The sequence below is a fragment of the Verticiella sediminum genome, assembly GCF_007558815.1.
GTDB lineage: Bacteria > Pseudomonadota > Gammaproteobacteria > Burkholderiales > Burkholderiaceae_B > Verticiella > Verticiella sediminum.
Genome location: NZ_VLTJ01000039.1, coordinates 765248 through 780505 on the forward strand (window position 1 = coordinate 765248; position 15258 = coordinate 780505).

The 15258-nt window shown below is 56.8% G+C and carries 16 protein-coding genes and 4 pseudogenes; 14 read left to right on the plus strand and 6 right to left on the minus strand.

The window, feature by feature from the left end:
• Positions 1 to 201 precede the first annotated feature (201 nt).
• Positions 202 to 453 carry an entry exclusion lipoprotein TrbK gene (gene trbK, locus FOZ76_RS23045; protein WP_211366419.1) on the minus strand — a complete coding sequence of 84 codons (252 nt, stop codon included), beginning with the start codon at positions 451 to 453 and terminating at the stop codon, positions 202 to 204.
• 657 nt (positions 454 to 1110) lie between these two features.
• Between trbK (FOZ76_RS23045) and trbJ the strand changes: the two genes are divergently transcribed.
• The 5 genes from trbJ (at position 1111) to FOZ76_RS23070 (ending at position 4253) form a co-directional block, all read left to right on the plus strand.
• Complete coding sequence (gene trbJ / locus FOZ76_RS23050; protein ID WP_425473343.1) at positions 1111 to 1959, plus strand: P-type conjugative transfer protein TrbJ; 849 nt, start codon at positions 1111 to 1113, stop codon at positions 1957 to 1959.
• Between the two features lie 12 nt (positions 1960 to 1971).
• Entirely contained in the window at positions 1972 to 2202 is a 231-nt protein-coding gene (gene trbK / locus FOZ76_RS23055; RefSeq protein ID WP_143950595.1) for an entry exclusion lipoprotein TrbK, read from the plus strand.
• Positions 2199 to 3671 (plus strand): P-type conjugative transfer protein TrbL, encoded by a 1473-nt coding sequence (gene trbL, locus FOZ76_RS23060; RefSeq protein ID WP_143950596.1) that lies wholly within the window; start codon positions 2199 to 2201, stop codon positions 3669 to 3671. The genes trbK (FOZ76_RS23055) and trbL overlap by 4 nt, the downstream gene beginning before the upstream one ends.
• Before the next feature lie 66 nt (positions 3672 to 3737).
• Positions 3738 to 3983 carry a type I toxin-antitoxin system ptaRNA1 family toxin gene (locus tag FOZ76_RS23065; RefSeq protein WP_143950597.1) on the plus strand — a complete coding sequence of 82 codons (246 nt, stop codon included), beginning with the start codon at positions 3738 to 3740 and terminating at the stop codon, positions 3981 to 3983.
• Between the two features lie 12 nt (positions 3984 to 3995).
• Complete coding sequence (locus FOZ76_RS23070; RefSeq protein ID WP_143950598.1) at positions 3996 to 4253, plus strand: hypothetical protein; 258 nt, start codon at positions 3996 to 3998, stop codon at positions 4251 to 4253.
• An 86-nt stretch (positions 4254 to 4339) separates the two neighbouring features.
• On the opposite strand, the gene FOZ76_RS23075 is transcribed toward FOZ76_RS23070, so the two are convergent.
• The 3 genes from FOZ76_RS23075 to FOZ76_RS23085 all read right to left on the minus strand — a co-directional run bounded on the left by FOZ76_RS23075 (position 4340) and on the right by FOZ76_RS23085 (position 5293).
• Positions 4340 to 4639, minus strand: coding sequence for a helix-turn-helix domain-containing protein (locus FOZ76_RS23075; RefSeq protein WP_143950599.1), 300 nt, complete (start codon positions 4637 to 4639; stop codon positions 4340 to 4342).
• An 88-nt stretch (positions 4640 to 4727) separates the two neighbouring features.
• A complete protein-coding gene (locus tag FOZ76_RS23080) occupies positions 4728 to 5045 on the minus strand; it encodes a type II toxin-antitoxin system RelE/ParE family toxin (RefSeq protein ID WP_143950600.1) in 318 nt (105 codons plus the stop codon).
• Positions 5042 to 5293, minus strand: a complete 252-nt coding sequence (locus FOZ76_RS23085; protein WP_143950601.1) for an antitoxin — start codon at positions 5291 to 5293, stop codon at positions 5042 to 5044. Before FOZ76_RS23085 ends, FOZ76_RS23080 begins: the two co-directional genes overlap by 4 nt.
• A gap of 323 nt (positions 5294 to 5616) precedes the next feature.
• Between FOZ76_RS23085 and FOZ76_RS23090 the strand changes: the two genes are divergently transcribed.
• The 8 genes and pseudogenes from FOZ76_RS23090 to FOZ76_RS23130 form a co-directional block, all read left to right on the plus strand.
• Positions 5617 to 6345: a recombinase family protein gene (locus tag FOZ76_RS23090; RefSeq protein ID WP_143950602.1), complete on the plus strand. Its 729-nt coding sequence runs from the start codon at positions 5617 to 5619 to the stop codon at positions 6343 to 6345.
• Positions 6342 to 6611 (plus strand): hypothetical protein, encoded by a 270-nt coding sequence (locus FOZ76_RS23095; protein WP_143950603.1) that lies wholly within the window; start codon positions 6342 to 6344, stop codon positions 6609 to 6611. The genes FOZ76_RS23090 and FOZ76_RS23095 overlap by 4 nt, the downstream gene beginning before the upstream one ends.
• A 234-nt stretch (positions 6612 to 6845) precedes the next feature.
• Complete coding sequence (locus tag FOZ76_RS28400) at positions 6846 to 6947, plus strand: recombinase family protein (protein ID WP_425473347.1); 102 nt, start codon at positions 6846 to 6848, stop codon at positions 6945 to 6947.
• 417 nt (positions 6948 to 7364) lie between these two features.
• Positions 7365 to 8711 carry an antiviral reverse transcriptase Drt3a gene (drt3a, locus tag FOZ76_RS23110; RefSeq protein WP_170235584.1) on the plus strand — a complete coding sequence of 449 codons (1347 nt, stop codon included), beginning with the start codon at positions 7365 to 7367 and terminating at the stop codon, positions 8709 to 8711.
• Entirely contained in the window at positions 8704 to 10776 is a 2073-nt protein-coding gene (gene drt3b, locus FOZ76_RS23115) for an antiviral reverse transcriptase Drt3b (RefSeq protein WP_143950605.1), read from the plus strand. Before drt3a ends, drt3b begins: the two co-directional genes overlap by 8 nt.
• Positions 10777 to 11576: 800 nt before the next feature.
• Positions 11577 to 12107, plus strand: a pseudogene (locus tag FOZ76_RS23120) (tyrosine-type recombinase/integrase); the annotation flags it as partial.
• Positions 12108 to 12261: 154 nt separating this feature from the next.
• The gene (locus tag FOZ76_RS23125; RefSeq protein WP_143950722.1) at positions 12262 to 13083 is read left to right on the plus strand and encodes a type IV toxin-antitoxin system AbiEi family antitoxin domain-containing protein; all 822 of its coding nucleotides are present in this window, start codon (positions 12262 to 12264) and stop codon (positions 13081 to 13083) included.
• Positions 13067 to 13862 (plus strand): annotated as a pseudogene (locus FOZ76_RS23130) (nucleotidyl transferase AbiEii/AbiGii toxin family protein); the annotation flags it as partial. The gene FOZ76_RS23125 and the pseudogene FOZ76_RS23130, both read left to right, overlap by 17 nt.
• A gap of 105 nt (positions 13863 to 13967) precedes the next feature.
• Here the strand turns inward: FOZ76_RS23130 and FOZ76_RS23140 are convergent.
• Positions 13968 to 14320, minus strand: a pseudogene (locus tag FOZ76_RS23140) (helix-turn-helix transcriptional regulator).
• A 71-nt stretch (positions 14321 to 14391) separates the two neighbouring features.
• Between FOZ76_RS23140 and FOZ76_RS23145 the strand changes: the two are divergent.
• A pseudogene (locus FOZ76_RS23145) lies at positions 14392 to 14678 on the plus strand (DUF2958 domain-containing protein).
• 164 nt (positions 14679 to 14842) lie between these two features.
• Here the strand turns inward: FOZ76_RS23145 and FOZ76_RS23150 are convergent.
• Positions 14843 to 15244 carry a DUF6157 family protein gene (locus tag FOZ76_RS23150; protein ID WP_143950607.1) on the minus strand — a complete coding sequence of 134 codons (402 nt, stop codon included), beginning with the start codon at positions 15242 to 15244 and terminating at the stop codon, positions 14843 to 14845.
• Positions 15245 to 15258 lie beyond the last annotated feature (14 nt).

Consider the following 15258-nt stretch of genomic DNA (forward strand, 5'->3'; position numbering starts at 1 on the left):
GAGTGAACCGGCGGCCTGATATCGGTAAGAATATTATTCTTCTTTCCGCGAGAAGCGGCCCCTCAAGTGTCAATGAAGTCGATACAAATCAAGAACATGGAAATGCGAAAGCACCGAAAATATGGGCTTTTCTGCGTTCACACAGGCCGTTCGTTGACAGTTCCGGCGTCAGGTGCGGAAGTTGAGCCGGCCCGGGCCGCTTTACCAGGTTTTCGGCTCTGAGTGCTTGTACTCGCCACGGCGCAAGCATTGCGCTACCAGGTCATCGCGCGACTTTCCTGCCGGCAAGGTCTTCCAATAATCCGCTTTGCATGTTTCGTCGCTCACGTCGTACTGCTTATCCGCACTGGCATCGTCACCGCAGCCGACCAACACTGATCCCATCAGTACGCCAACCACAAGCCCCTTCAACACTGCCACTTCTGCCTCCATACGAGATTTCGGAAGCGACATGATAGCCGGTCCTCGCCGCTGTACAGAGTAGGGCGGCCGCCGTTCTTTAGCGGCTAAAACACCCTTCCCCTGGCGTCCAAACAACGTTTCTATCCGGAGAAGTTTGTTCCCCGTGGTTCGCTGCGCTCACTCCTGCATCTTCGAATTCGGATCGGCTGCATCTGCAAACGGCGTACGGAAATCACGGGGAAATGTTGAGGAATTCGCGCGGAAATCGGCAGGAAACCTCTGTGTTTTCCTGTAATGCCGTGCATTTGCCGCGTATACACGTTCGGCTCGGCGTTTACAGAGAAATCCACAAACGCGACCAGAACTTTTCTTGGTGTAAACAACTCCGTAAGGCGGGCAGGATAGGTGAAGTTAGCTAATCGGCGGAGCCGATTAGCTATCTTCACTGTCCCTTATTCGCGCCGGGGGCACTCAACGGGAATCCTGCTCTGCGAGGCTGGCCGGCTACCGCCGGCTCGTGAGGTTCGGCTGATTACAGAAAACGAGATGGGCGAGAACGGGAAACGTCGCCGGCTAGGCAGAGCCTAGCGAGCCGTAGTTCCTGCACCTTTGAAGAACTATTTCTAATGTCAACCATTTTCGCCAATTATTAGGTCGATATGATTCCGCATTGCAGGGCAATATCAGGCACACATTCGAAAGTGACTGATGGAGGTCAACGCAATGCACGCAAAAACATATAGCCCTCTGAGTAACAGGCGAGAGCTACTCACTACGAGGTCGCAAAATTTAGCGGCTAAAATCGCTCTCACCGTCGTCGCGGCCCTTGGCATCGTTTCAATGCCCGCGCATGCAGGCATTCCGGTCATTGACGGAACCAACCTGTCGCAAACGACCGTCACCGCGATTCAACAGGTCGCGCAGGTCCAGAAGCAAATCGAGCAATACTCAACGCAGTTGCAGCAGTACGAAAACATGCTGCAAAACACGGCCGCGCCCGCCGCCTACATTTGGGATCAGGCACAGTCCACCATTAACGGATTGATGCAGTCCATCGACACCCTGAATAACCTCACCAATCAGGCCGGCAGCCTGGACGCTTACCTGGGTAAGTTCCAGGACGTGTCCTACTACAAATCGTCGCCGTGCTTCACCTCGGCCGGCTGCTCTGACACCGAACGTACCGCGCTGGAGAAGACTCGCGCCTTGGCTTCACAGTCGCAAAAGGCTGCAAATGATGCGCTGTTCAAGGGCATCAAAGATCAACAGGACAATCTCAAGTCAGACGCGCGGCAGCTTGAACGTCTGCAATCGCAGGCGCAGGGCGCAAAAGGGCAGATGGAAGCCATTGGCTATGCCAACCAAATTGCCAGCCAACAGTCCAACCAGCTTCAGCAAATCCGTGGCCTTTTGCTCGCGCAGCAGAACGCCATCGGTGCACAGTTGCAGGCCCGAACCGACCGTGAGGCGCAACAGGAAGCCGCGCATAAGGCATCGACGGAGTCCAGGATCGGGAAGACTCCCAATCCGAAAAACTGGCTGCAAGTGAAGCCGTAGGAGGGCGGGAACATGAAGAAATCAATGGTCCTCTTGACCGCCGTTCTCGTCGCATTGGTCGCCGGCTGCGATAACAAGCAGCCGGCCCAAATGCCCGAGGTGAACGCGGAAAACTGCGCGCCCGACCGCATTCAGAAAATCGGGGATCGACAGACGCGTGAGCAGTTCGCCGGCGCGTGCTCCCGCCGGTCGGTGATTGCACCGACTGATACTCCTAAGAACTGGCTGGAGGTGAAACCATGAAACGAATGGCGCTCGTCCTTAGCGTTGGCCTGGCCTTCGCATTGTTCTCAACGGGTGCCTCGGCCGAGCTGACCAATCAGGGCATGCTTGACCAGGTGGTGACGGAGTTCGCCAGCAAGGCATCGAGCTGGAAAACGGTCATCATGGATGCCGCGACTTGGCTTTTCTGGACCCTGGGCACGATTTCCCTGGTCTGGACGGGCGGCACACTCGTCATGAAAAGGGCGGATGTTGGAGAGTTCTTCGCGGAGTTTGTGCGCTTCATCCTGTTTTTCGGCTTCTACCTTTGGCTGCTGCGAAACGGGCCAGAAATCGCATCAGCGATTATTCAATCCTTGCAGCAACTCGGATCGAAAGCTACCGGTATATCGTCCGTGACGCCCTCCGGCATCGTCGATGTGGGCTTTATGATCTTTCAGCAGCACGTCAAGAACTCGTCCCTGTGGAGTCCGGTTGATACGGTCATCGGGGCAATTCTTAGCATCGGAATTCTGCTGCTGCTCGCCACCATTGCAGTCAATATGCTGCTTGTTCTGGTGTCGTCTTGGTGCTTGATGTACCTGGGAATCTTCTTCCTCGGCTTCGGCGGCTCGCGCTGGACCTCGGATATGGCTATCAACTATTACAAGACCGTCCTCGCGGTTGGCGTCAACCTGCTTGTCATGGTCGCTCTGGTCGGGATCGGCAACGACATGCTGACCGGGTTTTACGCCAAGATGGGCAAGGGCACGCTCAACTTTGAAGAAATGGGCGTGATGCTGGTTTTCTGCCTGGCACTGCTGTTGCTCATTAACCGGGTGCCGCCCCTGATCTCCGGCATCATCACCGGCGGCGGCGTTGGCGCGGCCGGTGGCCTCGGTAACTTCGGAGCTGGCGCGGTTGTAGGTGCAGGCATGGCGGCCGCAGGCATGGCGGCGCAAGCTGTGGCCGCTGCTGCGTCCGGCGGTGCTTCCCTGGCTGCATCGGCCGCAGGCGGTGCGCAAGCCGTCATGACGGCAGCGTCGGCGGCCGCTCAAGTCGCCGATGGTGGCGGTGGTGATATGTCGAACGCAGGCGGCGGCGGAGAATCTGGTGGCGTTGGCGCTACTGGCGGCGAGCCTATGGCCGCTGCATCCGGTGGCGGCGGCTCCCCGATGGCCCAGGCCGCAGGCGATGGGGCATCTGGAAGCGGCGGTAGCTCTGGTGGTGGTAGTTCCTCTGGTGGCGGAAAAGCCGGCCAGATCGCGAAAGGTACGGTCGCCAACCTCGCCAAAGGCATCGGCTCGATGGCCTCAGCCAAGGCCAGCAGCATGGCCGGCGCGGCCAAGAGCCGGATTGCGGAAACCGCTGGCGGCAAGCTCGCCGCGACGATCAAGGCGGCCAGCAGCCCGAGCGCTGACAACAGCCCCTCCAACTCGAATGACAATGCGCTGGCAGACGCCGGCAATGATGAGGTCGCAGCTTTCGTAAACCGGCCGCAGGCGACCTAAAGCGCGTCGGCCGACGATGCAACGCCGGCCGACACTTCCACTATCCACCTGTGAGAGAGGTGAAAAATGGCAACTGTATATCCTAACGAATTTTCCCAAGTCGTTCATCACGCGGCAGCGGAATTGAACGCTATCGACTGGCTGGACCAGGCAGCCGCGCGAGAGCTGGGGCCGCTGGCCGAAGCCACGGCCAATATGTTCATGGTGCTGTTCTACCAAGCCGAAACGGGCCTCGCGACACGCGATGACTTCCTGAAAGCTAGGACGCAGATTCAGAACGTTCTGAGTGCTCACAACGGCCGTTTTCAATGAATCGGAGGCTTTATGGAATTTTTTCCCCCGCAATCATTCTCTGATCTGCTGATCGTCTGGGCACTGATGTTCGTCGTCATGCTCGGGTTTTATTTCCTCGGCCGTCTCATCTGGGCATTGGGTTTCGGCCCCCAGGCCACGGCGATCGCGAACAGGATGGAACGCATACAGCAGACCGTCATGCAGCCGACCGGGCAACGTCTGATCGGAACCGCTGACCAGCTTTCAAAGCTACAAGGCTGGCCTTTCCACAATCGCAGCCGCCGCTAATCTTCCCTTCAAGGTATCCCGACAACAAGGGCGGCCAGTGTGCCGCCCTTGTTATTTCGCCTTGTCTTCTCCACATGTGTCCCAGCTCATTTCACCGCGTCCCTGGCCTTGTTGAGCCAGCCGGCCACGTCATCGACCTGGTAGGCGCGGAACTGACCGCGTAGCACTCGCGACAGCGCGGACGTTGACAGCCCCAACACGGCGGCCGCTTTTTTTCTGGACCATTGCCGTGCCTTGATAGCGTCATTCAGTTGCATGATTAGGCGCGACTTAGCCAGCATCCTCTCGGCGTCGGGTATGTCGAGATCGGCATAGACGTTGCCGCTGCTGTGGTGAATTTCAATTTCGCCCTGGTCGGGTACTGATACGATAGATTTATGGAGCATGTGGCCTCCCTTTATTGCAGTCTGTCCCGGTCGCCGGTGAGGATTTTCCGTCAATGGGTATCGACATGCGGACCATCTTTGCCATCGTCTAATCCTCTTGGTTGAGTCTGGTGGCCAGCCGCGTCAGGAGGTCCATTCGCTCATGCAAAATCGCCACGATCAATGCTGCCGCATCTTCGCGTGGCAGGCAAAAGACGTAGTGATGTTCACAGCGGGCCATCCGCAGCGCCGGGTAGATTTCGCTCATATCCTTGAAGGGGCGGTGTCCGTCAGCGAGGGCGGCAATCCCCTGTTCCAACTTGGCGATATAGCGCCGCACCTGGGCTGCGCCCCACTCCTTCCGCGTGTAGCGGATGATGCCGCGTAGATCGGCTTCGGCCTCGGTCGTTAGGACGTAGCCCGTCAAGCGCGGTCCCCGTCAAGTTCCTCTTTGAGAATTTCTCCGACGCTCTTGGTGGACACCTTGCCGGCTAGCCCGTCGCTGACGCGCGTGTGCAGCAGGGTTTTTAGCTCCTGCCATGCCTGACCGGCGTCCGCATCACCAGGAAACAGGCGTTCCAGGGCGTACTGCTTGATGGTCTTCCCCTGCAAGGCGGCCAGAGCCTTGAGGCTCTGGTGCTGCTGGTCCGTTATGTCGATTGTCAGGCGACTCATAAGATAAGCTCCACAGATTACACAAACCCACATTAGCACATATGTAGGGGTGAGGCCACCGTCTACCAGAGGCGCTGGAATTGTCTTGCCAGCTCAGTAGGACCGGGAACATGCGCTAGGCGCATATAAATCGGACTTTCACAATTGGGCCTAGTGAGCTAAGATGGGCGCATTAACCTATACCCAAAAGAGCCAGTATGAGAACAAAGGAGGACCGACGCGTCGTGGCGCTACCGGTTGGAATCGCACACGATACGGGGTGGCTAACGGATGCCGGGGCCGAGAGAGTCAACGACCTGCGCGACAAGAAGCCGGTAGAGTCAATGAGGGTTGACAACGCCCCAGTCCCCAAAGTAGCCCGCGTCTATTTGCGCGTTAGTACCGATGCTCAGGACCTGGAACGCCAGGAAAGCATCATTGAGGCAGCCCGGTCGGTCGGGTACTACGTCGCTGGCGTCTATCGTGAGAAGGCTTCAGGTGCGCGTCCAGACCGACCCGAGTTGCTGCGAATGCTCTCGGACCTACAGTCTGGCGAGGTAGTCATTGCAGAGAAAATCGACCGTATCAGCCGCTTGCCGCTTGTAGATGCCGAGCGCCTGGTTGCAGCCATTCGAGCGAAGGGCGCACGTCTCGCCGTTCCTGGTGTTGTTGACCTGTCCGAGCTGGCGGCCGAGGCAACGGGCGTAGCCAAGATCGTGCTGGAATCCGTCCAGGACATGCTTTTGAAGCTCGCTCTACAAATGGCGCGCGACGATTACGAGGACCGCCGCGAACGGCAGCGCCAGGGCATTGAGCTGGCGAAGGGTGCGGGCAAGTACCGAGGCCGGCGGGCCGATCCGAAGCGCCGCGCCCAGGTGATCGCGTTGCGCCGATCCGGCCACAGCATCAACAAGACGGCCGAGCTGGTCGGGTGCAGCCCATCCCAAGTGAAGAGGATATGGGCGATCGAAGTGAGCCAGTCCGAGGCGGTGCGCATGGGGGCCTTCCGCGAGGACGCATTGACCGAGGCTGACGCGATGGTGGCTGCCGACCAAGAGGGTGCGAAGGTATGAGCAACGGGCACTATTCCTTGCCTCCGCTTCGGCCGGAGCTGCAAGCCTCACATGATGAGATGGACGCTAAGGGCGATTACTTTGCCTATGCCGTGTGCCGCACATATGACGGCCAGGCGTGGGAAGTGGCGACCAAGCAGGGCTGCATATATGGCACGCTCGATGGCTGCTATCTCGACCACGACGAAGCGGCCGCTGCAGGCGTGGCCTGGCTGCTGGAAAAGATCGACCACGAACCGATCGGCGACGAGGAGACCTGCCAGTGATTATGGGAGAGCCAGGTGATATTTATGCCAGATCGAGACCGGGTCTCTGTTCATAAAACGGTGGTTTTTCTAACACCATAAAAAACCTACCTAAGCACTGCTACTTAGAATGTTAAGTTGTTAAGATGCCCATAAATTTATCATCGTCCGAAAAATGTTAATAAATCAACGGATCGGTTATGCCCAGTTTCGAAGGATGACCAGAACCTGGATTTGCAGCGCGACGCACTGCAATTGTCTGGGGTTCAGGCGATCTACGAAGAGATGGCGAGCAGCAAAACCGCTGGTCGGCCGGAGCTGAACCATTGTCCGAAGGCGTTGCGTGCCGGTGGGTAGCACATTCACATGATTTACCTTGGCCATGGTCAGGAAGAGTTAGGAGGAGAAAGTATGACGAAGCTGGACTCAGAAGAGCTACCGAAGCCATTTTTCATCACTGAGGGTGGCCCATCAGCCGATCTCCCAATACACCCACATCGAACCAAAAGCCTTCCGCAAATCCTAGCGGGGCTCACCGATGGCGAGTTGGCGAGGTGGCCTGACGCTCTTACAGACGCTGAGCGAGAGCGGAGGTATAGGGCCATAGGCTGAGCGTCAGGAAGGAAAACATCGGCTGAATTGATTGGTAAGTAGGCGCGACCAAGTTCAACGATACCAGTTTGAGAATAGCCTGGCGTTGTCTGGTGCTTTCGGGTGGCGAGGGTAGTAATCCGATCGAATTAATTGACAACAAAAATGGAATAGGTGCTGACGATGCTCGACCAAATGTTCACTGCGGAGAACTTCCGTCGCATCTATGATGCTGAGAACCGCAAGGGCGCCGACTTGGCGACCCGATACTTCCCCACGCTTGAGCCATTTACACTCAATGTACGCAACAAGGTGCAGGAGATTCGTGATTTACGGAAAAGCGAAGCTGCACTCAAAGCGAGTGACTTCGAGGAGCGGTTACTTACGTTGAAGGCTGAACTAACGGCTTTGAAGGCAGATAAATCATCAGCCGTTGATGCCTTGATGGATAGCATCAGCCAGAAGGTACTTAAACCGCGCTTCAAGATCGATCTTTCCAAAAAGATCGGACCGAAGGGAAAGGCCGTTTTCTGCATTGACGAGGAGCCTGAAACCTTCTTCGTCATTAAGCAAATCCAGCGTAACATTCATCGAATTTATGGTGTCAAGCAAGCGAGTCGTCATGACCTCGTATGTCAGCTTCGCGATATGCTCGGCAGCAAATTTCCCTTTGAACTGGTTCGCACGGATATTTCGTCATTTTATGAAAGTATCGACCGTAAGCATTTGCTAGAGAAGCTGGAGCGCGACCAGCTATTGAGCCCCGCGTCAAAAAAATACATAAAACAAGTGATGGACTCATATGGCTTGATTTCTGGCTCATCTACTGGCGTTCCCCGAGGTGTGGGCATTAGCGCGTATTTAGCCGAGTTGTATCTGAGGCCGGTGGATAAGGCGATCCAGGCTCTTCCTGGTCTGGTGCTATATTGTCGGTTTGTCGACGACATAGTGGCAGTGTTTGCACGCCCGCCTGCTGGAAAAAGCCTCGGTTCATTCAAAGAGTTGATCAATGAAATCCTCAGTGATAACCGTCTTGCGCTCAATGAGGAAAAAACCTCTGAATTTAATCTGGCTGATACTAACCCGAAGAAGTTCGAGTATCTGGGGTATCGCTTCTGCCTCAAACAGGGGCAGCTTGAGATCAGCCCGAGCGCGGCAAAAATGATGAAGTATCGGTCGAGGATGAATGCTGCGTTTGCAGACTATTGGCATGAGAAGTCTGTCGATTCAAAAGGTGCATTCAGGAGGTTGGTCGGACGCATTAAATTTCTGACAGGTAACACACGCCTTTCCAACAGTAAGTCACGCGCTGCCACCGGAATATATTTTAACAACTCGGTCGTGACCGATTTGTCGAGCTTCAAATTACTCGATAGGAGGCTCAGGAAGCGTATAGACAAGCTAGGGCGAAGTAGTCTTCAAAGGAAGTTAAGAAAACTTAAATTCACGACGGGTTTTGAGCAGCGACGGTATCATAATTTTAGTACCCGAGAGTTGCAGATGATCGTGGGGGCCTGGAAGCATGACTAAGCGACGCGCTTCGCTCACTCACCGAAAGCAAAGGTCTGTACTCACCGATATGTTGCCGTTCGAAGTGCCGCCGACGTTCTCCAATCGGGGCTATTACCGCTTCTTGGTTAATAACAGCATTGAGATTCAGGATGGCCAGTTGCGCTGGATTTGCGAAACGACCGCTCTCGACCAGACAATGCGGTTACTGTTCGGAATCAAGCCAACAGCCGACATTGCGACTGCTGTTGTGAACGAGTGGGGCAAGGAGAAAACTCGCCGCAGTGTACCAATCGGTAAATGCGAGATGGCAACCATCCCTTTTAATTTCCGCGTCGCTCATAATCTTGATGGACGTACGCTTAGCGTTGTCCATCCGCGTAATCAGGTCGCCGTGGCAAGTTTTTACGCCATGCACAGCGCCTTGATTATATATCATACTTCTGTTAGCGAACTCTCGATTCGTCATCCTGTTTCGGTGTCGCGCTACGCTTATTTCAAAGACAAGCTTCATGAGGAGCGCTTAGATACTGTCGCAGGCGTCGAGGAAAGCGATCGAGAGTATGAGCAGTTGGGATCTTATTTCGTGTATCGGAAATACCGAAATATTCACCGCTTCTTTGAATCGCATCAATACCATCGTAGTGAGAAAAAGTATGATGCAATGGTGCAGATTGATGTGGGTAAGTGCTTTGACAGCATCTATACTCACTCACTGCCTTGGGCGGTATTGGGCAAAGACCAGACGAAATTCAGTCTGGAGGCGTCGAAGAAAACTTTTGGGGGGCGTTTCGATGCCCTTATGCAAGATCTCAATCATAAAGAGACCAACGGTATAGTGATTGGCCCGGAGTTCTCCCGAATTTTTGCTGAGATTATTCTGCAGGCCGTTGATGTAGAGGTGGTCGAGAAATTGTCCGAAGGGGCTAATCTGACCCACAAGGTAGATTATGAAATCTTCCGCTACGTGGATGATTTCTTTGTTTTTTATAATCAGGAGTCTACTCAACTCAAGATATTCGAGACGCTTCAACAGGTGCTCAAGTCTAAAAAACTCAGCATCAACACGGCAAAAATAAAGCATTATCAAAAGCCAATCATAACAGAAATTACGATTGCTAAAGAGCGTATCTCGATTCTGCTGAATGACGAGGTCGATCCAGTGTGTGAGGAGGAGCTTCTGGTCGATCCCTCCAGCCCTCCAAAGAAGAATCTGGCTTGCTCTGTAAATGCGAACCGTCTGATTGTCCGGTATAAGGCAGCCATCAAAGAGGCTGGCGTGACCTATGGTGATCTCCTGAACTACACCTTCGCTATAACCGAGAGTAAAATTGAGAAGCTTTCCAAAGCATATGTGACGAGCGACAAGTCAGATCGTGACCGTAAGCGCCTTTCCAATGCCTTGCTCGCGATTATGGAGTTCGTGTTTTTCGTTTACTCTGCAAGCCCGAAGGTCAATCATACGATCCGCCTCTGCCGGATGATCACTGCTTCTGTAAATTTCCTGCAGGCGCAAAGTTTTCCATACGAGCAGAAACATTTACTGTTTAAGTATGTTCACGACAACGTGTTGCAGCAGCTTGAAAAAAACACGATGAGCGTACATCGTGAGATCGAGAGCCTATACCTACTTATTTCCTTGTCGCAGATCGGTCGGGAATATTGGCTGCCGGTTTCTGTGCTTCTCCGGCATTTCCTAATCAAGGAGGAAGAAGATACAGCGTGCTATGTTCGTCCGTCGGGCTTTATGAATCACTTTTCGATAACAGTTCTGCTGTCCTATATCAAAGACAAGGTTCGCTATGAAAAGTTGAAGACTTTCGTAGAGGATCACATCATTGCCAAACTCGAATATATGAAGGCCCATTGTCCGGATGATGCGGAAACACTGATTTTGCTGCTTGATTTGATTGTCTGCCCTTATATTAGTAACGCTACTAAAGCTGCCATTGGACAGGTTTTTGGGCTAGATGAGATAAAGCTTGCATTGATTCAATTATCCAACGATCAGTGGTTCACCGCTTGGGGTGATAAATTCGACCTCGGGAAAGAGCTGGAGGCGAGGCGTAGTCGTGAAGTATACTGACCTCGGCGCTCCGCTTTACCCTTAATGGCTGTTGGCAGCCCACACACAAGCGCCAACTCTTCCCCTATATCAATTGGGGGGAGGGTATGAGACGGCAGGAGCGGGCCGTCTCTCCTCTGCATTCTTGCTACGTCGGCGCTTTCGTTGGCATTGCTGCATCAAGGCAGGCTAGGCGCAAGCTGGTGTACATGTGGGTTATCCCTGATCGTTAGGTGTTTTCAGCTAACCCATGAGACTAACTGAGCGTTTTTTTGGGGGAGGGGTATTCTTCATGGTACTGCTGCTCTGTTGATTTTTATATGTCTGTTTTTAAATGGATTTTTACTGCCATTGATAATAGAGTGGGAGTGACGGAGCGTCTTTCGGAGGCTATCGGCAGGTATCGGTAGAAGTGTCGTAACTTGTTGAATTTAAAAGTATAAGTTGCGTTTTCTGTCGGTGGCTATCGCCGGCCAGCAGAACGGGTCGGCGACAGAACTGACGGTAAGCCCCCGGAGGTCGGCTCCAGACCTTCCTGTTTACTATTGAGACCGAACCGGTCTTTGACGGTAAAAAACTCCTGAGGAAAGCTTGTTTCATGCGGCTTTCCGAGCATCAACGGGTCTCCAGGTCCCTGACGGTAAAAGCCGTCACGAACAGGAGGAACACCTCGATGCTCACCGATACTGCACTGCGCAATCTCAAGCCTAAGTCCAGGATTTAAAGGTTTTTGACCGCGATGGCATGTACGTGGCGGTATCGACCGCCGGTACCATCACCTTCCGCTACGACTACCGTCTCAACGGACGCCGCGAGACGCTGACGCGACCTGGAACGAGGTGGATTTCGAGAACGCCACCTGGACGATCCCCAAGGTGCGGATGAAGGGGCGCAAGCCGCACGTGGTCTACCTGTCGCGGCAGACGATGGACATCTTCGTGGCCCTGCACACCTGCGCGTCAGGCTCGCGATTCGTGCTGCCGTCGCGCTATGACCCCGACCGGTGCATGTCGCATGCCACGCTCAACCGGGTGACCCAGCTCATTGGTTCACGTGCGAAGGAAGCCGGGTTGCCGCTGGAGCCGTTCACGGTGCATGACCTGCGGCGCACCGCGTCCACGCTGCTCAACGAGGTGGGCTTCAACGGGGACTGGATCGAGAAGTGCCTGGCGCACGAGGAGGGCAGCCGGTCTTCGCGCTCGGTCTACAACAAGGCCGAGTACGCCGGGCCGCGGCGGTACATGCTCCAGGAGTGGGCCGACATGGTGGAGGCGTGGGTCGATGGGCGCACGCATGTGCCGAAGCTGGTGCCGGAGGACGTGTCGGTCCCGGTGCTCAGCACGGCTTTGTGAGGGAGGAGCGCAGATGACCTTGACCGGGATCGCTTCTAGCGGACATTCCGAGGCTTGCATTCGTCCAGAAAAGATCACTATGGGTGATCTTTTCCTCAGTTCATTAAACTCATCGTTCTTGGCGTTGGTTTATAAATCTGATATTTTGATCACTATGGATGCTCAAAATTCAGGAAAACTGAACCGATTGCTGGCCGAACTGGGCGATACGCGTCTGGTGTCCAGCCGCTGGCTGCGCGCGCATGACTACTCCAACAGCCTGGTCGCGCGTTATGTGGGCAGCGGCTGGCTGGTGTCGCCGGCGCGTGGCGTCTACATGCGCGCCGGCGGGCGGCTGCAATGGGATGGGGTAGTCCGCAGCCTGCAGGTAGGGGAGGGCATGCCACTGCATGTTGGGGGACATTTTGCGCTAGCCCTGCAAGGGCACGAGCACTACTTGCGTCTGGGCGATGCCGGGACGATCACGCTTTACGGGCCTGTGCCGCCGCCGGGCTGGGTCGGCAAGTTGTCGATGGAGCAGCGCTTCAAGTACGAGGGCAGGGGGCCGTTCGATCTACGGGCTGTGCCCTTTACTTCGGAAGCTTCCGAGAAGGCGCTGTCCGAGGCGGGCTTGGCCTGGCATTCCGCTGTGCCTGGTGTCGATGCCCTGGTGTGTTCGACGCCTGAGCGGGCCATGCTGGAACTGTGCGATGGCATATCGGATGCCGCCGGGGTCTACGAAGCCGATGCGCTGATGCAGGCCATGACCACGCTGCGCCCGCAACGGGTTGGCCTGCTGCTGCGCCACTGCCGCAGCATCAAGGCGAAGCGGCTGTTCCTGGCCTTGGCCGATCGACATCGGCATGCGTGGTTGTCGCATGTGCCGTTGGATGGCGTCGATCTGGGGCGCGGCAAGCGCGCGCTGGTGCCCGGTGGGCGTCTGCATCCGACCTACCAGATCACCTTGCCGGGAGACCTCGATGATCACCTGGCTTGATCGGTGGGACCGGCGCTATACGGACCGTGTGCGGTTGCTGGTGGAGATCCCTGCCGGTGCTGGCCCAGGAGCCGCACTTCGCTCTCAAGGGCGGCACAGCCATCAACCTGTTCGAGCATGATCTGCCTCGCCTGTCGGTGGACATCGATTCGGCCTGGCTGCCAGTCCACGACGATGCCGAGGATGCGAAGTTGATCGCCGAAGCGCTCGGGCGCTTGGCCGATGCCTTGGGCGCCCGGCCTTTGCAATTGCAGGTACAGGCTTCGGCGGGCGAGGGTGGGGCGGTCATCCGGCTGGTGGCCAGTCGCGGCCGTGCGCGTGTGCAGATCGAGACGACGCCTGTCATGCGCGGGACGGTCCATCCAGTGCGAACCATGGTCGTGCGGCCACGGGTGGAGGAGGCGTTCGGCTTCGCCGAAGTGCAGGTGCTGGACTTCGCCGATCTGTATGCCGGCAAGCTGGCGGCGGCGCTGTCGCGGCAGCATCCGCGCGATCTGTTCGATGTGGGCCTGCTGCTGGCGGATGAGCGGGCGGATGCAGGTCTCTGGCGGACCTTTCTCGTGTATCTGACGTGCAGCCCCAAGCCGGCCTGGGAGATGCTGGCACCGCGCGTACCTGCGGATTTCGAGGCCACCTTCGAGGCTCACTTTAAGGGCATGACGGCTGAGCCCATTGAAGCGACGGCCTTGTTGGAGAGCCGCGAGCGCCTATTGGCACGGGTGGCGCATTGGCTGGACGAGCCGTCGCGCGCTTTTCTGCAATCGGTCGACGGGAACGAGATACGGCGGTCACGCTTGCTGCGGCTCAGATGGCACAGGTGCTGCCCGGTGTAGAACTGGTCAGGGCGGATGCCGGGTAGTCGCCGTGGACGCCAGATGGCGGTTTCATGGAACAGGGCGGTGCCGGCGCAGTCTCACCTTCGGGCCGGCCGATGTGTTGGCCTTCGCTGATCGAGAGGCTTGCTTGTGGCCTTCGATCCAGGCTTCGAGCTCTTCCAGACTCCAGACGACGCAGTGGGCGGTGAGGCGGAAGCGGCGCGGGAATTCGCCGCGCTGCTCCATCTCGTAGATCGTCGTCTCGGCCAGAGGCATGATCTGGTGCAGTTCCTGACGGCCGATGGTGCGGCGGAAAGGCAAGGGCGTCTTCGCCGGGAACTGGGGGCGTTGTCGTAGCCGGGCATGCCCGGATGGGGCAAGGATGAAAGTCTGTCCGGGGTAGGGAGTGAAGAGGGCGGCATGGCAGTGACCGTGATCGGATGCGTGGCGGTCTTGCCCTTCCCTTCATCGTGCCCGCCCGGCAACCTTTCCCTTGGAGAACCCGGACTTCGATCCGGCCTCCGTGGTCAAGCTGTTCACGCCGGATGCCGGCGCGACCTGGCTGCTGGCCTCGATCGATCCCGATGATCACGACACGCCTTTAGGCTTGGCGACCTGGGTCTGGGCATGCCGGAAATCGGCTGGGTCAGTTTGGCGGAAATCGCAGCCTTGCGCGGCCGGCTGGGCTTGCCGGTCGAGCGTGACCTGTATTTCCGGACCGGGAAGCGCCTGAGCGCCTATGCGCGCGATGCGCGGTTGGCCAGGCGCGTCGTTGTCTGACGCGCAGGGCGTCGCTGTACGCCTCTTCGCATCGCGCCCGCGTGGCGCAATGTCTGTGCTCCTGTGGCGCTGCGTGCTTCGTTTGCCTCCAGCGGAGAGCCCTGCTGCGCGATGCTTGGCGCCCCTCAAAGAACGCCGAATCGGCTGCGCCAGATCAGCCTTCCCTACTTGGCCCGTTGGCTGCGCATGCCGGGCACGATCTTCAGGTCCTTGCGGCTGCTGAGTTCGCAATAGGCATCGGTTTCGACGCCGTAGGCAGCGATCCTCGATTCGGCGTCGTGGTGGATGCCCCAGCCGAACTGCTTGACCAGCGGGGAGGCGCGCAGGCAGGCCTGGGACTTGGCGAAGAAGGTTTCGCGCGCCTGCGCCCGATCCTCGGGAGCGACGCCGTTGCGGATGGCGTGGACCTCGAACAGCAGGTCGTCGCTGGTGTAGTGATAGGGCCGGGCGGCCAGGAGCCGGTGCTGGATCTGCGCAATCGAGCCGGCCCTGGGCGGTGTCTGGCCCATGGTGGCTGTGCTGTCGGGTGAAGCCGTGATGAAGGCGTCCACGTAGTTCGTCGTCATGGTGCAACTGGCTC